At 65.7% G+C, this 19,955-nt stretch carries 19 protein-coding genes and 1 other RNA gene; 12 read left to right on the top strand and 8 right to left on the bottom strand.

The genetic code is table 11. The annotated features are described in order from the left end of the window. On the bottom strand, positions 1-329 hold a 329-nt coding region (gene modA / locus YP76_RS11140), incomplete at its 3' end, for a molybdate ABC transporter substrate-binding protein (RefSeq protein WP_046763702.1). Positions 330-489: 160 nt separating this feature from the next. Between modA and YP76_RS11135 the strand changes: the two genes are divergently transcribed. Then, complete coding sequence (locus YP76_RS11135; protein WP_046763654.1) at positions 490-2,157, top strand: molybdopterin oxidoreductase family protein; 1,668 nt, start codon at positions 490-492, stop codon at positions 2,155-2,157. On the opposite strand, the gene YP76_RS11130 is transcribed toward YP76_RS11135, so the two are convergent. After that, positions 2,145-3,320 (bottom strand): glycosyltransferase, encoded by a 1,176-nt coding sequence (locus tag YP76_RS11130; protein WP_046763653.1) that lies wholly within the window; start codon positions 3,318-3,320, stop codon positions 2,145-2,147. The two genes, YP76_RS11135 and YP76_RS11130, sit on opposite strands and share 13 nt — an antisense overlap. A gap of 59 nt (positions 3,321-3,379) precedes the next feature. Beyond that, positions 3,380-3,943 carry a helix-turn-helix domain-containing protein gene (locus YP76_RS11125; protein WP_046763652.1) on the bottom strand — a complete coding sequence of 188 codons (564 nt, stop codon included), beginning with the start codon at positions 3,941-3,943 and terminating at the stop codon, positions 3,380-3,382. A 97-nt stretch (positions 3,944-4,040) separates the two neighbouring features. On the opposite strand from YP76_RS11125, the gene YP76_RS11120 reads away from it, so the two are divergent. Further along, positions 4,041-4,490, top strand: coding sequence for a DUF6456 domain-containing protein (locus YP76_RS11120; RefSeq protein WP_046763651.1), 450 nt, complete (start codon positions 4,041-4,043; stop codon positions 4,488-4,490). Between the two features lie 62 nt (positions 4,491-4,552). On the opposite strand, the gene YP76_RS11115 is transcribed toward YP76_RS11120, so the two are convergent. The 4 genes from YP76_RS11115 to YP76_RS11100 are packed head-to-tail and all read right to left on the bottom strand — an operon-like array spanning position 4,553 to position 7,173. Continuing rightward, positions 4,553-5,095: an NUDIX hydrolase gene (locus YP76_RS11115; RefSeq protein ID WP_046763650.1), complete on the bottom strand. Its 543-nt coding sequence runs from the start codon at positions 5,093-5,095 to the stop codon at positions 4,553-4,555. Continuing rightward, positions 5,092-5,769: a TPM domain-containing protein gene (locus YP76_RS11110; RefSeq protein WP_046763649.1), complete on the bottom strand. Its 678-nt coding sequence runs from the start codon at positions 5,767-5,769 to the stop codon at positions 5,092-5,094. Before YP76_RS11110 ends, YP76_RS11115 begins: the two co-directional genes overlap by 4 nt. Then, positions 5,769-6,563 carry a TPM domain-containing protein gene (locus YP76_RS11105; protein WP_046763648.1) on the bottom strand — a complete coding sequence of 265 codons (795 nt, stop codon included), beginning with the start codon at positions 6,561-6,563 and terminating at the stop codon, positions 5,769-5,771. Before YP76_RS11105 ends, YP76_RS11110 begins: the two co-directional genes overlap by 1 nt. 7 nt (positions 6,564-6,570) lie before the next feature. Further along, the gene (locus YP76_RS11100; protein ID WP_046763647.1) at positions 6,571-7,173 is read right to left on the bottom strand and encodes a LemA family protein; all 603 of its coding nucleotides are present in this window, start codon (positions 7,171-7,173) and stop codon (positions 6,571-6,573) included. 100 nt (positions 7,174-7,273) lie between these two features. Between YP76_RS11100 and mscL the strand changes: the two genes are divergently transcribed. The 10 genes from mscL to YP76_RS11055 all read left to right on the top strand — a co-directional run bounded on the left by mscL (position 7,274) and on the right by YP76_RS11055 (position 17,715). Next, the gene (mscL, locus tag YP76_RS11095; RefSeq protein ID WP_046763646.1) at positions 7,274-7,702 is read left to right on the top strand and encodes a large conductance mechanosensitive channel protein MscL; all 429 of its coding nucleotides are present in this window, start codon (positions 7,274-7,276) and stop codon (positions 7,700-7,702) included. Between the two features lie 134 nt (positions 7,703-7,836). Beyond that, positions 7,837-8,112: a hypothetical protein gene (locus tag YP76_RS11090; RefSeq protein ID WP_046763645.1), complete on the top strand. Its 276-nt coding sequence runs from the start codon at positions 7,837-7,839 to the stop codon at positions 8,110-8,112. Between the two features lie 141 nt (positions 8,113-8,253). Then, positions 8,254-10,623, top strand: a complete 2,370-nt coding sequence (locus tag YP76_RS11085; RefSeq protein WP_046763644.1) for a chemotaxis protein CheA — start codon at positions 8,254-8,256, stop codon at positions 10,621-10,623. A gap of 14 nt (positions 10,624-10,637) precedes the next feature. After that, positions 10,638-11,075: a chemotaxis protein CheW gene (locus YP76_RS11080; protein WP_046763643.1), complete on the top strand. Its 438-nt coding sequence runs from the start codon at positions 10,638-10,640 to the stop codon at positions 11,073-11,075. A gap of 81 nt (positions 11,076-11,156) precedes the next feature. Next, on the top strand, positions 11,157-11,522 hold the full coding sequence (locus YP76_RS11075) for a response regulator (protein WP_046763642.1): 366 nt from the start codon (positions 11,157-11,159) through the stop codon (positions 11,520-11,522). A gap of 125 nt (positions 11,523-11,647) precedes the next feature. Continuing rightward, positions 11,648-12,727, top strand: a complete 1,080-nt coding sequence (locus tag YP76_RS11070) for a chemotaxis protein CheB (RefSeq protein ID WP_046763641.1) — start codon at positions 11,648-11,650, stop codon at positions 12,725-12,727. Next, the gene (locus YP76_RS11065; RefSeq protein WP_046763640.1) at positions 12,727-13,641 is read left to right on the top strand and encodes a CheR family methyltransferase; all 915 of its coding nucleotides are present in this window, start codon (positions 12,727-12,729) and stop codon (positions 13,639-13,641) included. Before YP76_RS11070 ends, YP76_RS11065 begins: the two co-directional genes overlap by 1 nt. A gap of 124 nt (positions 13,642-13,765) precedes the next feature. After that, positions 13,766-14,464, top strand: coding sequence for an N-acetylmuramoyl-L-alanine amidase (locus YP76_RS11060; protein WP_046763639.1), 699 nt, complete (start codon positions 13,766-13,768; stop codon positions 14,462-14,464). A 59-nt stretch (positions 14,465-14,523) separates the two neighbouring features. Continuing rightward, positions 14,524-14,908, top strand: an RNA gene (gene rnpB / locus YP76_RS26615) — RNase P RNA component class A. A 197-nt stretch (positions 14,909-15,105) separates the two neighbouring features. Then, positions 15,106-17,715, top strand: a complete 2,610-nt coding sequence (locus YP76_RS11055; RefSeq protein ID WP_046763638.1) for an EAL domain-containing protein — start codon at positions 15,106-15,108, stop codon at positions 17,713-17,715. A gap of 46 nt (positions 17,716-17,761) precedes the next feature. On the opposite strand, the gene uvrB is transcribed toward YP76_RS11055, so the two are convergent. Then, a complete protein-coding gene (uvrB, locus tag YP76_RS11050; RefSeq protein WP_046763637.1) occupies positions 17,762-19,945 on the bottom strand; it encodes an excinuclease ABC subunit UvrB in 2,184 nt (727 codons plus the stop codon). Between the last annotated feature and the right edge of the window lie 10 nt (positions 19,946-19,955).

Genomic DNA, 19,955 nt, shown 5'->3' with positions numbered 1-19,955 from the left:
AGCCGGTTGCCCGCGAGATCGGCGCGGGTGCCGCGCTGAATGAACCCGGCCTTTTCCACATCGTCCATCCAATCCTCGTCGGCGGAGACGAACAGGTCGGCCGGGGCGCCGCTCCTGATCTGGCGGGCGAGAGCGGAGGAGGCGGCAAAGGACAGCACCGGGCGGGCATGGTGCTGCGCCGCCCAGGCGTCTGCGGCGGCGTTCATCGCCTCCTGCATGCTGGCGGCGGCGAGGACGAGCGGCCCGCGCTGCTGCGCCATGGCGGGCGATGTCGATATATGAAGGAATATAGCGAACAGCGCGAGGGCACGGAGAATCACTTTCGGCATCCGTCCTTCTTGCCAGTTCGCCGGCCCTTTGTCTTGGGTCGCCGTCGCGCAGCCGGGTTCGCATTTTTTTGGGCCCGTCTGCTGTTTCCAGCCGACGCGAAAATGCTCTAAGCCGAAGCCATGATTTTCTGCCCGACCCTGCCGGCGGCCTGATCGCATCGTGCCGGTCATTCGTTCGCTTTGCGGCCAGTGCGGCCTGGGATGCGGTATCCGCGCCGTGACCGGCGAGGGGCGGCAGGTCACGGTCGAGGGCGATCCGGTGCATCCGGCCAATGGCGGATTGTTGTGCGAGAAAAGCGCGGCGCTAAGCGACCTGCTGCCGCTGGACGACCGGCTGTTGCGGCCGATGGTCGACGGCCGGGCGGCCGGGTGGGAGCGGGCGCTGGGCCAGGCCGCCCGCCGGCTGGGCGAGGTCATTGCCCGTCATGGACCCGGCAGTGTGGCGATGCATGTGCCGGGCACGCTGCTGACCGAGGATTATTATGTCGCCAACAAGCTGATGAAGGGTTTCATCGGTTCCGCCCATATCGACGCGCCCTGGAGTGAGGCCGGCGGCGTGGCGGCGGCGCATCGCGCGGCCTTGGGCGAGGATGTGATGCCCGCCGCCGGCGAGGATGTGGGGCGGGCGGAGTTGCTGTTGCTGGTGGGCGGCGCGACCCTTCGCCGCCATCCGCTGTTGCGGGACCGGATCGAAGCGGCGCGGGCCGATCAGGGGACCCGGCTGATCCTGATCGCACGGGGGGATGAGGGGCAGGAGATCGAGGCCGATCTGCGGCTGACCGTCGCACCCGGCAGCGAGGCGGCGCTGCTTTCGGCCCTGCTGCTGCATTGCCATGATCGTGGCGGTCTGGATGAGGGCTTTCTGGCGCGTCATGTCCTGGTGCCGCCCGCCTTCTGGGCCGGGTTGCGGAAGGGGCATGACCTTTGGTCGGTGGCCCGCATCTGCGGCCTTGAGCCGGGTGAGGTGCGGGGCTTTTACGATGCGGTCGCGGGCGCGTCGCGGCTCGTGACGCTGTTCAGCCCATCGGGCGAGGGCGCGGAGGCGCGGCGCCTGTCGGCCGCCGTGCTCAATCTTCATCTGGCGACCGGGCGGATCGGCAAGCCGGGCGCGGCGCCCTTTGCCGTGACCAGCGCGGCTAACGGCATGGGCGGGCGCGAAGTGGGTTGCCGCGCGGGCGAGCTGGCGGCGCATCGGGATTTCTCGCCTCAGGCTCTGGCGCAGGTTGGGCGTTTCTGGGGCGCGACGGCCATGGCGGAACGGGCGGGGCTGTGCGGCGCCGAACTGGCCGGCGCGGTCGAGGAAGGGGGGATCAAGGCGCTGCTGATGCTGGGCGGCTTGCCTGCGGCGGGGCATCCGATCCGGAGGCTGCTGGACCGGGTGCCGTTGCTTGTGCTGATGACGCCCTGGGTCGATCCGGAATTGGCGGGGCTGCGCATGATCGCGCTGCCCTCGCCTGTATGGGTGGAGAAGGACGGGACGCTGACCGGAGCGGACCGGCTGATCAGCCGGCAGCGGCGGCTCTTTCCCTTGCCCGGCGAGGCGAAGCCCGATTGGTGGATCGTTACCCAGATCGCCCGCGCCATGGGTTGGCACGATGCCTTTCATTATGAGCGTCCGGCCGAAATCTATCGCGAGCATGCGCGGCTGACCGCCTATCGCAATGAGGGCGAGCGGCTGCTGAACCTCAAGCGGCATGCGCCGATCTCCAACCCGGCCTATGACGAGCTGACGCCATGGCGCTGGGGAGAGGTGCCGTTCGACGAGGGGCGTTTCCCGGCGTCCGACGGGAAGGCGCGGCTGGTGCCGGCTTGGGATCAGTCAGGCTGACCCGCGATCGTGCGGAGATGTTCCAGCAGCGCGTCGCCATTGGCGGCCCAGGTGAAGCGCAACGCGGTTTCGCGCACGGCTTCGCGCTCGGGAGGGTTGTAGAGAATCGCGTTGATGGCGGCGGCGATCGCGTCGGGTTCCCGCGCGACGATCTGGCCCGCTTCGGGGCGGTCGAGCAGTTCGCGCGCGCCGCCGACATCGCTGATGACGATCGGCGTGCCGCAGGCCAGCGCCTCGACCCAGGCATTGGCAAGGCCTTCAGAGGAGGAGGGCAGTGCCATGACGTCGGCGGCGGCGTAGATGCGCGGCAGCCGGTCGTGCGGCACGGAGCCGAGAAAGCCGATGCGCCGGTCGACGCCCAGTTCCTGCGCCAGATTTTCCAGGGACCGGCGATATTGCCCTTGCCCCGCGAACAGCAGCGTCACGCCATGCAGTTGCGGCAGCGCTTGCACCAGCAGTTCCTGCCCCTTGCGCGGGATCAGCGCGCCGACGCACAGCACCACCGGTCCTTCGAAACCCAGCGCTTCCTTCGCGGCGGCGCGGTCGATGATCTCGAAGCGGTCGAGGTCGACGCCGGTATAATGGACGCGGATCTTGTCGGCATCGATGCCCATGCGCGTCATCGACCGGCGCATCGCGTCCGAGACGGCGAGCAGCCCGGCGGCATCCTCGGCGGCGCGTTTCACCATCTTGCGGGTGCCCTTGCGCGTGCCCCAATAATGGATGTCCGCGCCGCGCGCCTTGACCGAATAGGGTATGCCGAGCGCGCGGGACAGGCGCTGCGCCACCGGGCCGTCGGGGAAGAAGAAGCTGGCGTCGATCACGTCGAAGGGCTGCTGGGCGTGCAGATGCCTGACCAGCGGCAGGATCGCGCGGGTCATGCCGTGGACGTTCAGCCGTCCGCCGAATTTGGGGATGATCCGGAAAGTGGGGCGATAGACCGTCAGGTCCTTCCACCGTTCCTTGGCGGGCAGCGCGGCGAGCGCGGCATAGCGTTTCGATCGGGAGAGGGGCCAGGGCGGGAGGCCGAGCGGCGCGACGACCGTGACCTTGACGCCGTCTCGGCTCGCCAGTTCCCGCGCCTGGCGTTCGACGAAGACGCCGAAATTGGGACGGCTCATGTCCGGAAACAGGGTCGAGAGCGTCAGGACGTTCAGCGTCATGGCATCCTTCCTACCATTACCATGGTTGAGACCGGGTTAAGGACGAAGTGCCGCCTTGGCTACAGCCGTCTTACCAGTTGAACCGCGACGGCGCCCCAAGGTGGGTCAGTGATCACCTGCTGGCGGGAACCGCTGCCGAGCGGCAATATCTGGAGCCGGTCGTCCTCCCGCCCGATCAGCCGTCCGAACAGGAATCGCCCGGCATGGCGCGGCAACAGCAGGTCGCGGTTGAGGACGCTGGCGAATTCGTCCGGCAGGATGCGGCGGCACCAGATTTCATCACCGCTCCGGTAATCGCCGATGCTGCCGGACACTTGCACGCCGATCATCGCATCGGCGGGCGCCGGCGGGGGAAGCGAGAGCGGACGGGTCGGCGCGCGGGCGCCGTCCGGGCCGAGCAGGGCGGCGACTGGCACCACGCTTTGCCCCGGCAGGGCGACCAGTTCGGAGGAGGACACACCCAGCGCCGTGGCTATGCGGTTCAGCCAGTTGACCGATACGGTTCGGGTGCCGGTTTCCAATCGGCCGATGGTCTGGGCGGTGGTCGGAGGATCGCACAGCGCACCGACTTGCTCCAGCGTCAATCCCTTTGCCTTGCGCACTTCCCGGATGCGGGTGATCATAATGGGTCCTATTTTACCTATTTGGTTTTTATTCTTTCCTACAAAGGCGTCTGCATGGCAAGCCCCCTTGCATCCGATTCCAGCGAGGAGACAGGCCGTGGCGGCGCATCATGTCGAGCAGATCATCGAAGACCCGTTTGGCCAGGCGCGCAAGGTGGCCGTTAATATCGGGGAATCGCCGCTCGCCTGGCTGCATGCGCGGGGGCATTTGAGCGCGCGCCATTATGTCGCAGGCGACATGCTGCGCGCGGATTGGGAAAAGGCCGGGCTGGGGCCGCGTGTCACGATGCGCTGGGATGCGGCGCCACCGCAGGGGCGTACCGGGCGCAGGGTCGAGCCGACAGTGGCGCAACTGTCCGCGCGGGAGCGGTTCGACGGCGCGATCCGGGCGGCGGGGCCGGGGCTGGCGGATGTGCTCTGGCGGGTGGCTTGCGCGGGCGAGGGCCTGGGGGCGGCGGAAAAGGCGCTCGGTTGGCCAAGCAGGGCTGGCAAGCTGGTGCTGACGCTGGCGCTGGATCGGGTGGCCGGGTGGTATCGGGTGAGGTGATGTTGGCCAATAGGAGATATTCCCCTCCCGCAGGCGGGAGGGGGAATGACTGGAAACCACCCTCAGCCGACGATTCCGGCTCCCAGCAGCAACAGCAGTTTCACGTCGATGGCAAAGCCCTCGGCGCGCCAGGCGGCGATCTGTTCCGCAATGCCGGCAAGCGCTACGCGGTGGACCCGGATATCTTCGCCGTCGACGCCGCCGCCTTCGCCGGTCTTGACCAGATCATGGGCGCGAAAGAGCGTGAAGCTTTCCGATACCATGCCCGGCGAACTGAAAAATTCGCCCAGCACCTCCATCCGTCCGGGGCGATAGCCGGTTTCCTCCTCCAGCTCGCGGGTCGCAGCGAGCATGGCTTCCTCGCCCTCGTCATGGTCACCGACCAGTCCCGCCGGCAATTCGATGCAGCGGCGGCCGAGCGGCACGCGATATTGGTCGACCAGCAGCACATGGCGCCCGTCCGCGGCCTCTTCCACGGCCAGGATGACAGCGGCCTTGATGCCCCTCGCCCGGCCGACATATTCCCATTTGCCCCGCCGCTTGGCGGTGATGAAGCGGCCCTCCCACATGATCTCTTCGGGGGAGGCCATATCCTGTTCACTCATAACTCGATCAACCTGTCGGGCAGTTCATTGGGATTGTCACCGGTTGCCGGGAAATGGCGGGCCAGCACCAAACCGACCTGCCGCACCGCTTCCGCCATGCCGTGGGCGGCGTCGCCGTCTCGCACGCCGTCGATCAGCGCGGCCATGGCATCGCCCCAGATTTCCGGCGCGACCCTTTCATTGATGGCGGCATCCGCGACCAGTTCCGCGCGATGTTCGTCCAGCGACAGGTAGATGAGAACGCCGGTCCGCCCGCGCGTGCGGCCCTGGGCAACGGCGCGGAACAGGGTGATGGCGCGGCGGCGCACGCGGCGGGCCTTGGTGGCCTTGGGGGTCAAGGCCAGGCGCAGCGGCATCCACGCCAGCGCATAGCGGACGATCAGGAATTTGACGATCAGCAGGCCCAGCAGGACCGTCAGCAGCTTCCAGTCCTCGATCTCATGTTCCCAGCTTTGCAGCAGCCAGGAGCAGAGCGCGCGGAACTGTTGCGGGAAGGCGGCAGCCACCGAGAGGGCGAGGAACACCACGCCGATCGCCCAATGCAGCCCGGCGTCATGATAGGAGTCCGATCGGCGGGCGACGATGGTGACGATCTCGCCATCCGTGGCCTTTTCCGCTTGCGCGACCGCGGCGGTCACGCGGTCGTGGTCGGCTTCGTTCAAATGCAGGTGCATCACCAATCCCCCGAAGCGCCGCCGCCGCCGAAGCTGCCGCCGCCGCCCGAAAAGCCACCGCCATCGCCGCCACCCCAGCCACCGCCGCCCCAGCCCGATCCGCCCCCGCTGCCGCCCCAGCCGGAATCGCCCGGTCCCCAGAGGATCACCGGGCCCGATCCGCCCCGGTAACGCCGTCCCCTGCCGCGGCTGGAAAACATGGAGATGACGATGATCGCGACGACGATCAACCAGAAGACGACCATGAAGCCGCCGCCATCGTCGGATGCGTTGCGCGCATTGGCCGCCGCCTGCGCCGCCAGGGCCTTCGCCTCTTCGGGCGGGAGGGTCAGCAGCTTGCCGATCGCGTCCACGCCCGCATCGATCCCGCCGGGCATGTCGCCGGCCTTGAAATGCGGGGTGATGTCGTTGCGGATGATCTGGGACGACAGCGCATCGGTCATGATGCCTTCCAGGCCGTAGCCGGCCTCGATCCGCACCTTGCGTTCGTTGGGCGCGACGATCAGCAGCGCGCCGTTGTTCTTTTCCTTGTCACCGATCCCCCAGGCGCGGCCGAGCTGATAGCCGTAATCGGAAATATCATAGCCCTGGAGGTCGGGCAGCGTGGCGACCACCAGTTGCCGGCCGCTCTGTCGTTCCAGCGCGGCGAGCTTGTCGGTCAGCGCCTGTTCCTGTTGCGGGGAGAGCAGGGCGGCGTCATCCACCACCCGCCCGGTCAGCTTGGGAAAGGTCTGGGCCCCTGCTGCCGGAATGGACAGCAGCAGCGCGAGGATCAGGAACAGGCGGCGAAGCATGTCCCGCTCAGTTGCCGAAGTCGACCTTCGGCGCTTCTTCCGCGCCGGGCGTGGTGGCCTGGAACGGGGTCATCGGCTTGGCGCCATGGATGATCTTGGCGCCGATCGCATCGGGGAAGGTGCGGATGCGGGTATTATAGGCGCGCACCGCCTCATTATAGTCGCGGATGGCGACGGCGATGCGGTTTTCCGTCCCCTCGAGCTGCGATTGCAGGTCGAGGAAATTCTGGTTGGTCTTGAGGTCCGGATAGGCCTCCACCGAGGCGAGCAGGCGGCCGAGGCCCTGCGACAGTTGCGCCTGGGCCTGCTGGAACTGCTGCACCTTGGCGGGATCGGAGAGGTCATTGGCGCTGACCTGTATCGAGGTCGCCTTGGCGCGGGCCTCCGTCACCTTGACCAGCGTGTCCTGCTCCTGCTTGCCGGCGGCCTTCACCGTGGCGACGAGATTACCGATCAGGTTGGAACGGCGCTGATATTGGGCCTGGACGTCGGCCCATTTGGCCTTCGCGACCTCCTCGGCGGCGGGGACGCTGTTGATGCCGCAGGCGGTGAGCGCGAAGGCGCCCAGCAACGGCAGCAGGAAAAGACGCAGGTGGCGCAGGATCGTCATGGAACATCCTCGACATTGTTTCGTGTGTGGAAATAGGCGGTTGTCGAACCCTTCGCAACGGCCCATGCTCTGTTTATCAAAGTCCAACAAGGGGTTTACCATGGGACTGATCACCGAATTCAAGACGTTCATCAACCGCGGCAACGTCATGGACCTGGCCGTCGGCGTGATCATCGGCGGCGCCTTCGCCACCATCACCAAGTCGCTGACCGACGACCTGATCATGCCGGTCGTCGGCTATCTGTTCGGCGGTGCGGATTTTTCCGGTTATTTCATCCGGCTGGGGGACCTGCCCGCCGGGTTCAAGGGCAATCCGGAAAGCTATGCGGACCTGAAGGCGGCCGGCGTCGCCATGTTCGGCTGGGGCGAATTCCTGACCGTGTTCGTCAATTTCCTGATTCTCGCCTTCGTCATCTTCCTGCTGGTCAAGGCGGTGAACAAGCTGATGCCCAAGCCCGAAGACGGCCCGGCCGTCACGCCGGAAGAGGTCGTCCTGCTCCGCGAAATCCGGGACAGCCTGAAAAAATAAGTCGTTTCTGCGACGGAAGGAGCTTGCGGCGGGAACCATCCTGCGCGCGACCGGTTGATCGCCGTCAGGGTTCCGGACAGCCGGTCCCGCGCCGAACGACGTCAGCCCAAAGGGGTGCAACAGGAGAAAACGCCGTGAAAACCTTCGTATCAGTCCTTGGCCTTGCCAGCCTGATCGCGCTTGCCGCATGCGATTCCAAGCAGGAGAACAAGGTCGAGAACGCATATGAGAATCAGGCGGACGCCATCGACAACCAGGCGGACAATATGGAAGCGCTGGCTGACAATCTGAGCGGCAATGCCGAAAATGCGGCAGAAAATGCCGCCGATGCGCTGGAGAACAAGGCCGACGCCACCCGCGAGGCAGGCGAAAAGGCAGGCGAGGCGGTCGAGAAGACTGAAAAGCGCTAAAATTCGAAGGCTTTCACCTGAGCCGCAAGAGGGTGTCGCGACAAGTGGTCGCGGCGCCCTTTTTTGTCGGCATTCCACCTCTTTAACGGGGATTTAACCACGCTTGCTCCATGGTCCGCACCCTATCCACGAGGCGCGGGAATGGACGAGTTACTTCAGGAATTCATATCCGAAACGCAGGAAACGCTGGAGGCGCTGGCCGGAGAGGTCGTCGCCTGGGAAGCGGACCCGGCGGACCGCGACCGGCTGGATGCCATTTTCCGCTTCTTCCATACGGTGAAGGGAAGCTGCGGTTTTCTCAATCTTCCGCGTTTCGAGCGGCTGAGCCATGCTGCCGAGGATGTGCTGGCCGAGATTCGTGCCGACAGGCGTAGCGCCGATCCCGCCACCGTCAGTGCCGTGCTGGGCATCATGGACCGCATCGCCGAACTGGCGGAGGCGGTCTCCCTGGGCACCGCGCTGCCGCACGAGAATGACGATTATCTGATCGCCGCGCTGAGCGAGAAGGAAGAGGATGAGGCCGTCCTGCCGGAAGCGGAAAGCGCGCCCGTCGCCGTCGCCCGCCAGCAGGGCAATGGACAAGCCGCGCCGCGCACCATCCGCCTGCCGCTGTCGCTGATCGACCAGTTGATGAACGGCGTGTCGGACATGGTGCTGGCCCGCAACGAACTGTCCCGCAAGCTGCGCGAGCGGACCGGCGATCCGGAACTGGAAAGCGCCTTCGAGCGGCTGTCGACCTGCGTCGCGGACATGCGCGACGCCATTTCCAAGACGCGGATGCAGCGCGTCGACCGGCTGTTCACGGCGATCCCGCGCATGGTCCGCGATCTGGGCCGGGAACTGGGGAAGCGCATCGACCTGCTCCTGGAGGGCGGCGATGTCGAGATGGACCGCGAGATGGTCGAGATGGTGGTCGATCCGTTGACCCATATCGTCCGCAACAGCATCGATCATGGTATCGAGACGCCGGAAAAGCGCCGCGCGCTGGGTAAGTCCGAGGCCGGCCGGCTGAAGCTGGAGGCGCGCCAGTCGGGCAACCAGATCGTCATCGAGATTTCCGACGACGGGCAGGGCATCGATACCGGACGGCTGGTCGGCAAGGCGATCGCGGCGGGGAGGCTGACGCCGGAATCGGCCGCGCGCATGAGCGAGGCGGAAAAGCTGGACCTGATCTTCCATCCCGGCCTGTCGACGGCCGATCAGGTCACGGCCATTTCCGGGCGCGGCGTCGGCATGGACGTGGTCCGCGCCAATGTGGAGCGGATCGGCGGGGTCATATCGCTCGACAACCGGCCGGGGCGCGGCCTCACCATCATGCTGCGCGTGCCGCTGACGCTGACCATCATTCCGGGGTTGATCGTGCGGGCGGGCGGGCTGCATTTCGCCATTCCGCGGGCCGCTGTGGTCGAAATCCTGCACGACAATAATGAGACGTTGCACATCGCGGAAGTGGGCGGTGCCAAGATCGCCACCATCCGGTCGATCCGCCATTCGATGATCGACCTGGAAGATGTGCTGGGCATGGAAAAGCCGGCGCAGACCGGGCCGCGCGCCGTCATGGTGGTGCGATCGGCGACCGGCGTTCCCTTTGCGATGGGCGTGTCCGCGGTCGACAATCATGAGGAACTGGTGATCCGCCCGGCCTCGCCGCTGGTGATGGCGACGGGGGTTTATGCGGGCATGACGCTGCCCGACAATGGCAAGCCGATGCTGCTGCTGGACGCGGCGGGCCTCGCCAATGCGGCGCGCCTGCCCAACATCCTCGACGACCGTGCCGCGCGCGAGGCCGAAGAGGCGGTGGACGTGCAGGGCGTGGAGATGGTGCCGGCGCTGCGATTCGAGGAATATTCGGGCGAACGGCGCCTGCTCAAGCTGTCGCTGATCGAGCGGGTGGAGGATGTCGATGCGCACCTGTTCGGGCGCTCCGGCGGCCGTGCCTATGTGCGGCTGGACGACCGGCTGGTGCCGGTGGCGAACGGGCATCACAGCTTTGTTGGCGAGAAGGTCGCCGCGCTGCGCCTGCGCGACGGCACGCGGGATGTCTGCTATCCGGTCGCGGCGGTGCTCGACATCGTGGACATGCCCGCCGTGCCGGACATGATCGCGATGCATGGCACGCTGAGCGGCGTGGTGGTGATCGACGGCGAGCATCTGGAGGTCGTCAATCCCTTCGCCCTGTTCGCCGCATTGCCCGATGAACCGATCCGGGAAAAGGGGCGTGGCCGCTGCCTGCTGGCGGACAGCGAGGATGGCTGGACACGCGAGATCTTGGCGCCGCTGCTGCGGCAGGCGGGGCATGAGGTGGTGCTGGGCCTGCCCGCCGATGCGCCGGTCGATCCGCAGGATGTGGTGCTGTTCAGTGGCGCCGATCTGTCGCAGGCAAGCGAATTGCTGGGGTGCCGCGTGGTGCATCTGCGCGCCTCGCCGCGGCCCAGCAGCCCGCAGGACGGCAGCATCTACCGCTATGACCAGGATGCGCTGATGGCGGCCCTGGCCGGATCGCGCGGGTAAAAGGGGGAAGGCGCATGAACAAGCTCTATCTGCTCGCCCTGCTGGCCGGCACGCGGGTCGCCATCGAAACCAGCGAGGTCGAGGCGGTGGTGAAGCTCACCGACATTTCCCCGGTGCCGGGGATGGGCGCGCATGTCGCGGGCCTGTCCGCGCTGCGCAGCCGGGTGCTGACGGTGATCGATGTCGCCGCACTGATCCGGGGAGAGCCGACGCCCCCCGATCGGCGGGGCTTTGCCGTCATCGCCGACATTGCGGGCCACAGCTATGGTCTGATGGTCGATGCGGTCTACGACATCTGTCAGGTCTCGGAGGGGGAATTGCCGCTGCGCGGCCAGCTCGATCCGGCCTGGCTGCCCCATGCGCGCGGACTGGTCGAGCATGAGGGGCAACCCCATCTGCTCGTGTCGCTGGCCGGCTTCATCGAGGCTGGCGCGTTGGCGCACGTAGCATGATCAATTTTTCGGACGTTTACCAATTGCTTGGCTTTGCCATTTAAGTCTCGTCCAAACGGGAAGCAAAACAAGGGACGCTTTATGAAAAACTGCCTGGTCGTCGATGATTCGAAAGTCATAAGAAAGGTGGCGCGCCACATATTGGAATCGTTGGACCTGTCGGTCAGCGAAGCGGTCGACGGCCGCGATGCCCTGACCCAGTGCGAAGCATCCGCGCCCGACGTCGTGCTGCTCGACTGGAACATGCCGGTGATGAGCGGCATGGAATTCCTCCAGGCCCTGCCCGGCGCCGGACTGGCGGCGCGGCCCAAGATCATCTTCTGCACCACCGAAAACGGCATCAGCCATATCAAGGCCGCCGTCGAGGCGGGCGCGGACGAATATGTGATGAAGCCGTTCGATCGTGAAACGCTGGAAAGCAAGTTGGCCATCGTGGGAGTGATCTGAAGTTTCCGACACCGCCTTTCCCGGCCGGTCGCGGGCAAGCCGGCCGCCGGGAAATGCCTCGTCTGCCGATGAACTGACCGCTCCTTTTCCTCCTTTTCTTTTCCTTCAGGAAAGTTGTCCCTTCAATGACCGTCCACGTGCCGATCATGGCCAGAAACCGGAGCGACGACAGGGTGGTACGCACCCTGATCGTCGACGATTCGGTCGTGGTCCGGACAGTGATCGAGCGGATATTGAATGCGGACCGGGGCTTTTGCGTGACGCACAAGACCAATAGCGCCGAACAGGCCCTATATTATCTGAACGAGCATGAAGTCGACCTGGTGCTGCTCGACATAGAGTTGCCGGGTCAGAGCGGCCTGACGGCGCTGCCCGCGATCCTGCGGACGCAGCCCCACGCCAAGGTCGTGATCCTGTCGGGCAATTGCGAGGAGGGCAGCGCCGCCGCCATCGAGGCGCTGGCGCTGGGGGCGAGCGACATTTTCGCCAAGCCGGGCAGCGGCAGTTTCGGCGAACATTTCCCCCAGTCGCTGATCGAGCGCCTGTCACGCCTGTTCAGCGGTGGGCAGCCGCCGGTTCTCGCCCGTCCTGCCGCGCCGGTCGAGGCGGGGCAGGTGGCGCAGCCGCTCGCCTGTCTAGGTATCGGCGCGTCGACCGGTGGCATCCATGCGCTGGGGCAACTGTTCGCCGGGCTGGCGGAACCGCTGGGCGTGCCGATCCTGCTGACCCAGCATCTGCCCGCAAGCTTCACCTATTATTTCGCCCAGCAATTGGGGCGTATGACCAGCCTGAAGGTCAAGGTGCCCGAGCAGGGGGAATTGCTGTCCCCCGACATCGTCTATGTCGCGCCGGGCGATGCCAATCTCCAGTTGCGGCGGGGCTTGCACGGACGGGTGTCCGTCATGCTCGATCCACAGCGCACCCCGACGGGCAATCTGCCCGGCGTCGACCCGATGTTCTCCAGCATGGCGCAGGCCTATGGCGCGGGGGCGGCGGGGATCGTGCTGACCGGAATGGGCCGCGACGGCACGATCGGCGCGCGCGACATCGTCGCGGCGGGCGGCTGGATCGTCGCGCAGGATGAGGCGAGCAGCGTGGTCTGGGGAATGCCCGGATCGATCGCGGGCGAGGGCCTGAACTGCGCGCTGTTGGAACCGCATGCGATCATGGATTTCGTGGCACGGCGAGGAAAGAACAGAAACTGATGGCAATGACTCCCTCGTCCGGCACTCCCTCGTCCGGCTCCGGTGCATCCGCTTCGGGCGCCTCTTCGCGCAGCGCCGCGCGAATCCTGTCCGGCCTGCTGGAGGCGCGTACCGGCCAGATATTGTCGGAAAACCGTGCCTGGCGGATGGAAACGGCGCTGAAGCCGGTGCTGCGCGCCCATGGGCTGGCGGATATGGATGCCCTGGCCGCCCGGCTGCTGACCCGCAAGGACCCGGCGCTGGAAAATGCCGTGGTCAATGCGCTGCTGAACAATGAGAGCAGCTTTTTCCGCGATCTCCAGATTTTCGACATGATCCATCGCCAGATCCTGCCGCAGATCCATGCGCAGCGGTCGGACCGGACCCTGCGCATCTGGAGCGCGGGCTGTTCGACCGGGCAGGAAGCCTATTCGATCGCGATCCAGATCTCCAACGCCATGGCGCGCTGGCGCGGCTGGCGCATAGAGATTTTGGCCACCGACATTTCCACCGCCGCGATCGACCAGGCAAAGGCGGGCATCTTCACCCAGATGGACGTGCAGCGCGGGCTGGCGGTGGGCGACCTCATCAAATGGTTCGAACCGTCGGGCGACGATTGGTGCGCCAATCCCGCGCTGCGGCAGATGATCGATTTCCGCACCGACAATCTGTTCGATGCCCGGGCACCGATGGGCGAATATGATCTGCTGCTCTGCCGCAACGTGCTGCTCTATTTCACGCCGGAGCGCCGCCAGGACGTGTTCCGTCTGCTGGCGCGGCACAGCCATGCGCGATCTGTCCTGTTGCTGGGCGCGGGCGAAACGGTGATCGGCCATAGCGAGGATTTCGTACCCCATCCCGAATTTCGCGGTGGCTATGGGCGCCGGATCGAGGCGTCTTCGCTGGCGCAGGCCTCGGTTCATCGGGCGCTCTGATCCGCCTCGTCATTTGCCCATCATGATTTTTGCGGGGCCGCCCGCTTGATTGGCTGGCCGCTGTCGGCCATGGTCGGTCCATGGTAATGGCGGCGGATGATGGACAAGTGACGGGCCCTTCGCGATGACCGACTTTCCGATGATCGACACGCCGTCGCCCAATTTCGACGAGCGCAGCCTGCCCGTATCGATGCTGGTGTTGCACTATACCGGGATGGTCGACGCGGCGACCGCGATCAACTGGCTGGTCAGCCCGGAATCCAAGGTGTCCGCCCATTATGTCGTGACCGAGGACGGGCAGGTCATCCGCATGGTGGACGAGGACAAGCGCGCCTGGCATGCCGGGCGGGCGCATTGGCGGGGCATCGACGACGTCAATTCCGCCAGTATCGGCATAGAGATCGTCAATCCGGGGCATGAATGGGGCTATCGGCCCTTCCCGGACACGCAGATGGGCTCGCTGATCCCGCTCATCCACCAGATCGTCCAGCGTCACAAGATCACCCGCGGCAATATCGTCGGGCATAGCGACGTCGCCCCGGCCCGCAAGCAGGACCCTGGCGAGCTTTTCCCCTGGGGACAGTTGGCGCGGCTGCGGCTGGCCCTGCCGCGCCCCACCAAGAACCTCATGGACCCGCATTGGAGCGATGGCGGCTTCATGCTGGCGCTGGAGCGTTTCGGTTATGACATTGCCGAGCCGCAGGCGGCGGTGGTGGCGTTCCAGCGGCGCTTCCGGCCCGAACTGATCGACGGGATCATCGACGGCGAGTGCCGGGCGATCCTGCTGGCGTTGCTGCTGCCCAAGCCCCAGGGTGAGGACTAAGCGGCGCGATGATGGAACGGGGATGACGAGCGCGCCCGACCCGTGTATAGGCGCCCTTGCCAGAGGGCCGGGCGGCCGCGGCGTGGAGGGGTACTTCCACGGCGAGGAAAGTCCGGGCTCCACGAAATGACGGTGCCGGCTAACGGCCGGCTGGAGTGATCCAAGGGACAGTGCAACAGAAAGCAGGTCGCTACAGCTTCGGCTCAGCGAAATTGAAAGGGTGCGGTAAGAGCGCACCGCGTCTCCGGCAACGGAAGGCGGCACGGTAAACCCCACCGGGAGCAAGACCGAATAGGGGCGGCGCGCGGCTTGACCGCTAGGCCAGTTTCGGCTGAGACCGCCCGGGTTGGTTGCTTGAGGGACGGAGCGATCCGTCCCCTAGAGGAATGGTCGCCACCCTTCGCAAGGAGGGGACAGAACCCGGCTTACAGGCCCTCTGGCATTGGAGCATCTGAAGGGATGGCGGTTTTGGTCGTGCGGGCATGAGCCCTTCGTCACCTTGGACTTGATCGGGGGAACGAGGGAGGGGGGAACGGCTGGAATCCCGCCAAATCCGCCTTGCCACCTGACCTTTTTCCGCAACGCCATTCCGCCGTCGGACAGGTAAGCTTCTTTCAATAACTCCTTGTTACGCAGGGATCATGGCATCCCTGCGGACCAACCTGACCGAATGGCATGCGCGGCGCGGCGACCTTGTCGCTGCGCTCGGTCTGGCCGAGGGCGGGGTGGAGGTCGACGTCTCCTGGATTTCCGGGACCTTCGTCCATATCGCCCGGCTGTGGCCGCTGATATTGCTGGGGAAACTCTGCATCACCGCCTTGCTGCACGTGCCCTTTTACGAAGCGGACAATATCGGTCATGCGCTGGCGCTGTCGGCCATGCTGCTGGTGGACGGTGTCGCGATCGTCGCGCCGCGCGGCGCCGCGTTCCAGCGGTTGCGCCCGCATCACCAGAAATGGCTGATGCTGCCGATGGTGATGCTGTCGGGCCTGACCTTCAGTGTGATGCTGGGTTCGTCGCTCCTTACGGATGCGCCGTCGCGCAATCTGGTGGCGGAAATGGCGGTCGCGCTGATGGCGGTGTCGATCTTCGGCGACCGGCGGCTGCTGGGGGTGGGCTATTTCACCGGACTGCTGGTCGCGGCGATCGTCCATCGGGCGGATTTCACCCAGATAGGCCTGTTGATCAGTTGCATCGCGGTGATGATGGTCGCCGCCCTGCGCCAGGCGAATGCCGACATGAACCGCGCCATCCTCTTCCATCAGCGCGATCTGCGGGCGCAGCGATCCGACCGGTTGCTGCATGAATATGAGCAGTCAGGTCGCGGCTGGTTCTGGGAAACCGATCGCCACGGCTGCATCGCCTATATTTCCGACACGCTGGCGCGCACGCTGGACAGGACCAGCGAGGCGCTGATCGGCCGCCCGATCACGGAGATCATCCGGCCCGGCGACCGGCAGGACGGCGATGGCGAGCGCACGCTGGGCTTTCACCTTTCCGCCCGCACCGGCTTTGCCGAAATTCCGGTCCGTGCCGCCATGGCGAAGGACGAGCGATGGTGGTCGATTTCCGGCCAGCCTGTGTTCAACGAATATGGCCAGTTTCACGGCTTCCGCGGCAGCGGCACGGACCTGACCGAAATGCGCCGCAGCCAGGCCGAGGTGAACCGGCTGGCCCAATTTGATTCGCTGACCGGCCTCGCCAACCGCGTGCAGATGATGCGTTCGCTGGAGCAGGCGGTGGCGGGCAAGGGCGGCCGGCCCCGCGACTGCACGTTGATGATGCTCGACCTCGACCGGTTCAAGACGGTCAACGACACGCTCGGCCACCCCGCCGGCGACGCGCTGCTGCGGCAGGTCAGCCAGCGCATCCAGCGCGTCGTCGGGGACAAGGGGCTGGTCGGCCGCCAGGGCGGCGACGAATTCAAGATCCTGCTGCCCGGCCGCCCGGACAAGGTCACGCTCGATCATCTGGCGCGGGCGATCATCACCGATGTCTCCCAACCCTATACGGTGGAGGGGACGGCGGTCGTCATCGGTGTATCGGTCGGCATTTCCTTCTGCCCGCAGGATGGCGTCACCGCGGAGGAACTGATCCGCAATGCCGACCTCGCGCTCTATGCGGCGAAAGGCGATGGACGCGGCGTCTACCGCTTCTACTCGCCCGAAATGCATGCCGAGGCGGAAGACCGCCGCCAGCTGGAGGAGGATCTGCGCCGGGCCCTGGTCGAGGACGGACTGCACCTCGTCTATCAACCCGTGGTGTCGTCCAAGACGGAACGGATCACCGGCTATGAAGCGCTGCTGCGCTGGCAGCATCCGGTACGTGGCGCGATCTCGCCCACCCAGTTCGTGCCGATTGCGGAGGATAGCGGCCTGATCGGCCCGATCGGCGAATGGGTGCTGCGCACCGCCTGCCGCGATGCGGCGCAATGGGCCGACGATGTGCGGGTGGCGATCAATGTCTCGCCGATCCAGTTCGCCAATCCGGGCCTGCCCTCCGTCGTCATGAATGCACTGGCCGGATCGGGCCTGGCGCCCCAGCGGCTGGAACTGGAAATCACCGAAAGCGTGTTCCTGACCGACGGCGACGGCACGGATTCGATGTTCAGCCGCCTGAAGGGCCTGGGCGTCCGGCTGGCGCTGGACGATTTCGGCACCGGCTATTCCTCGCTCGGCTATCTGAAGAAGGCGCCGTTCGACAAGATCAAGATCGACCAGAGCTTCGTGCGCGGCGCCGCGATCAAGGGCAGCCGCAACAGCGCCATCATCAAGGCGATCGTCAGCCTGGCCGAAGCGCTGGGTATGGACACCACGGCGGAGGGGGCGGAAACGCAGGACGAGCTCGCCCTGATCCGCCAGCTCGGGTGCAGCCACATCCAGGGCTATGTCTATGGTCGGCCGGTTCCCGCGCAGGAGGTGCTGGTCCAGCAGCATCGCCATGGCGGGCACATCGCGCCGCAGGGTTTCCAGTCGAGCCGGCCCGAACGCAAGACCATGTTCCGCACCGTGACCGTGCATCATGACGGGCATGTCCATACCGGGCGCATCCGCAACATTTCCGCCACCGGCGCGCAGTTGGAGGGGGTGTGGGCTGTTCCAGAAGGCACGCTGTTCGCGATCGAACTGAGCGAAAACCAGATCGTCAACGCCGTTGCGCGCTGGTCGAAGGAAGACCGGATGGGTGTGGAATTCACCCATTCGATCAACCTGTCCGCCTTGCGCGCGGCACCCCGGTCGCTGGCGTCCTGAGGGGGGGACGGAGCCAGCGGGTGATACCACCTGCTTCGAAAAAGCTCTACCGCCCGAACTTCTTCTGCACCTTGCCGTAGCGCAGCTTCCGCGTCCCCGGCTTCCCCTCCGTCGCACGTCCGCGCGGCGCGGCCACCTGCTGATCGGCGGGCAGGCCCAGTTCCTCCGCCTCCAGCTTGCGGATTTCGTCGCGGATGCGTCCGGCTTCCTCGAACTCCAGGTCCGCCGCCGCCGCGCGCATCTTCTTTTCCAGATCCTCGATATAGGCGCGCAGATTGTGGCCCACGAGATGCGGCCGGTCCTCCAGCCCCGTCTCGACCGTCACCTGATCCTTCGACGCGACATGGGCGATGATGTCGCTGATATTCTTCTTCACCGTCTGCGGCGTGATGCCATGTTCGGCATTATATTCCATCTGCTTCTCGCGCCGACGGGACGTCTCATTGAGCGCCCGCTCCATCGACCCGGTGATCCGGTCGGCATAGAGGATCACCCGCCCCTCGACATTGCGCGCCGCGCGCCCGATCGTCTGGATCAGCGAGGTTTCGGAGCGCAGGAACCCTTCCTTGTCGGCATCCAAAATCGCCACCAGCCCGCATTCGGGAATATCCAGACCCTCGCGCAGCAGGTTGATGCCGATCAGCACGTCATAGACGCCCAGCCGCAAATCCCGGATCAGTTCGATCCGCTCCAGCGTCTCGACGTCCGAGTGCATGTAGCGGACCTTGATCCCCGCCTCATGCATGAACTCGGTCAGGTCCTCCGCCATCCGCTTGGTCAGCGTGGTGACGAGCGTGCGATAGCCCTGCGCGGCGACCTTGCGGCATTCGTTGATCAGGTCGTCGACCTGATCCTCGACCGGCTTGATCTCGACCGGCGGGTCGATGAGGCCGGTCGGCCGAATGACCTGTTCGGAGAAGGTGCCGCCAGTCTGCTCCATCTCCCACGGCCCCGGCGTCGCGGACACGCTCACCGTCTGCGGCCGCATCGCGTCCCACTCGTTGAAGCGCAGCGGCCGGTTGTCGATGCAGCTCGGCAGGCGGAAGCCATATTCGGCCAGCGTGATCTTGCGCCGATGGTCGCCCCGCGCCATCGCCCCGATCTGCGGCACGGTCTGGTGGCTCTCGTCCACGAACAGCAGGGCATTTTCGGGCAGATATTCGAACAAGGTCGGCGGCGGCTCGCCCGGCAGGCGTCCGGTCAGGAAGCGCGAATAATTCTCGATCCCCGCGCAGGAGCCGGTCGCCGCGATCATCTCCAGATCGAAGTTCGTCCGTTGCTCCAGCCGCTGCGCCTCCAGCAGCTTGCCCTCGCCGGTCAGTTCCTTCAGCCGCTCCGCCAGCTCGAAGCGGATCGCCTCCATCGCCTGCTTGAGCGTCGGCCCCGGCGTGACATGGTGCGAATTGGGAAAGACCTTCACATAATCGAGGCTCGCGATCTTCTTCCCCGTCAGCGGATCGAACTCGACAATCTCCTCAATTTCATTGCCGAAGAAGCTGACCCGCCACGCCGTATCCTCATAGTGGGAGGGGAAAATCTCCAGATTATCCCCCTTCACCCGGAAATTGCCGCGCGCAAAGGCCGCATCGTTGCGCTTGTACTGGAGCGCCACCAGCTTGCGGATGATCTCGCGCTGGTCCTCGATCTGCCCCTTCTTCATCGCGAAGGTCATGGCCGAATAGGTCTCGACCGACCCGATGCCGTAAAGACAGGACACCGACGCCACGATCAGCACATCGTCCCGCTCCATCAGGGCGCGGGTGGCCGAATGGCGCATCCGGTCGATCGCCTCGTTTACGCTGGACTCCTTCTCGATATAGGTGTCCGACCGCGCCACATAGGCTTCGGGCTGATAATAATCATAGTAACTGACGAAATATTCGACGGCATTTTCCGGAAAGAAGCTCTTGAACTCCCCATAAAGCTGCGCCGCCAAAATCTTGTTCGGCGCCAGCACCAGCGCGGGTCGCTGCAACGCCTCGATCACCTTCGCCATGGTGAAGGTCTTGCCGGAGCCGGTCACGCCCAGCAGCACCTGATCCTTCTCGCCCGTCAGCGCGGTTTCCACCAGTTCGGCAATGGCGGTCGGCTGGTCGCCCGACGGCTCATAATCGGAAACCAGCTTGAACGCCCGCCCGCCCTCGCTCTTTTCGGGGCGCGCGGGGCGGTGGGGGACGAAGCCTTCGCCGGTCTCCGGCTCGTCCAGCGTGGTGCGGATTTGAATTGTCATCGCGCCTTGA

Source organism: Sphingobium chungbukense (assembly GCF_001005725.1).
Taxonomy (GTDB): domain Bacteria; phylum Pseudomonadota; class Alphaproteobacteria; order Sphingomonadales; family Sphingomonadaceae; genus Sphingobium; species Sphingobium chungbukense.
The sequence above is the reverse complement of the archived record's forward strand: the minus strand, read 5'-3'. Positions and strand labels throughout refer to the sequence as shown.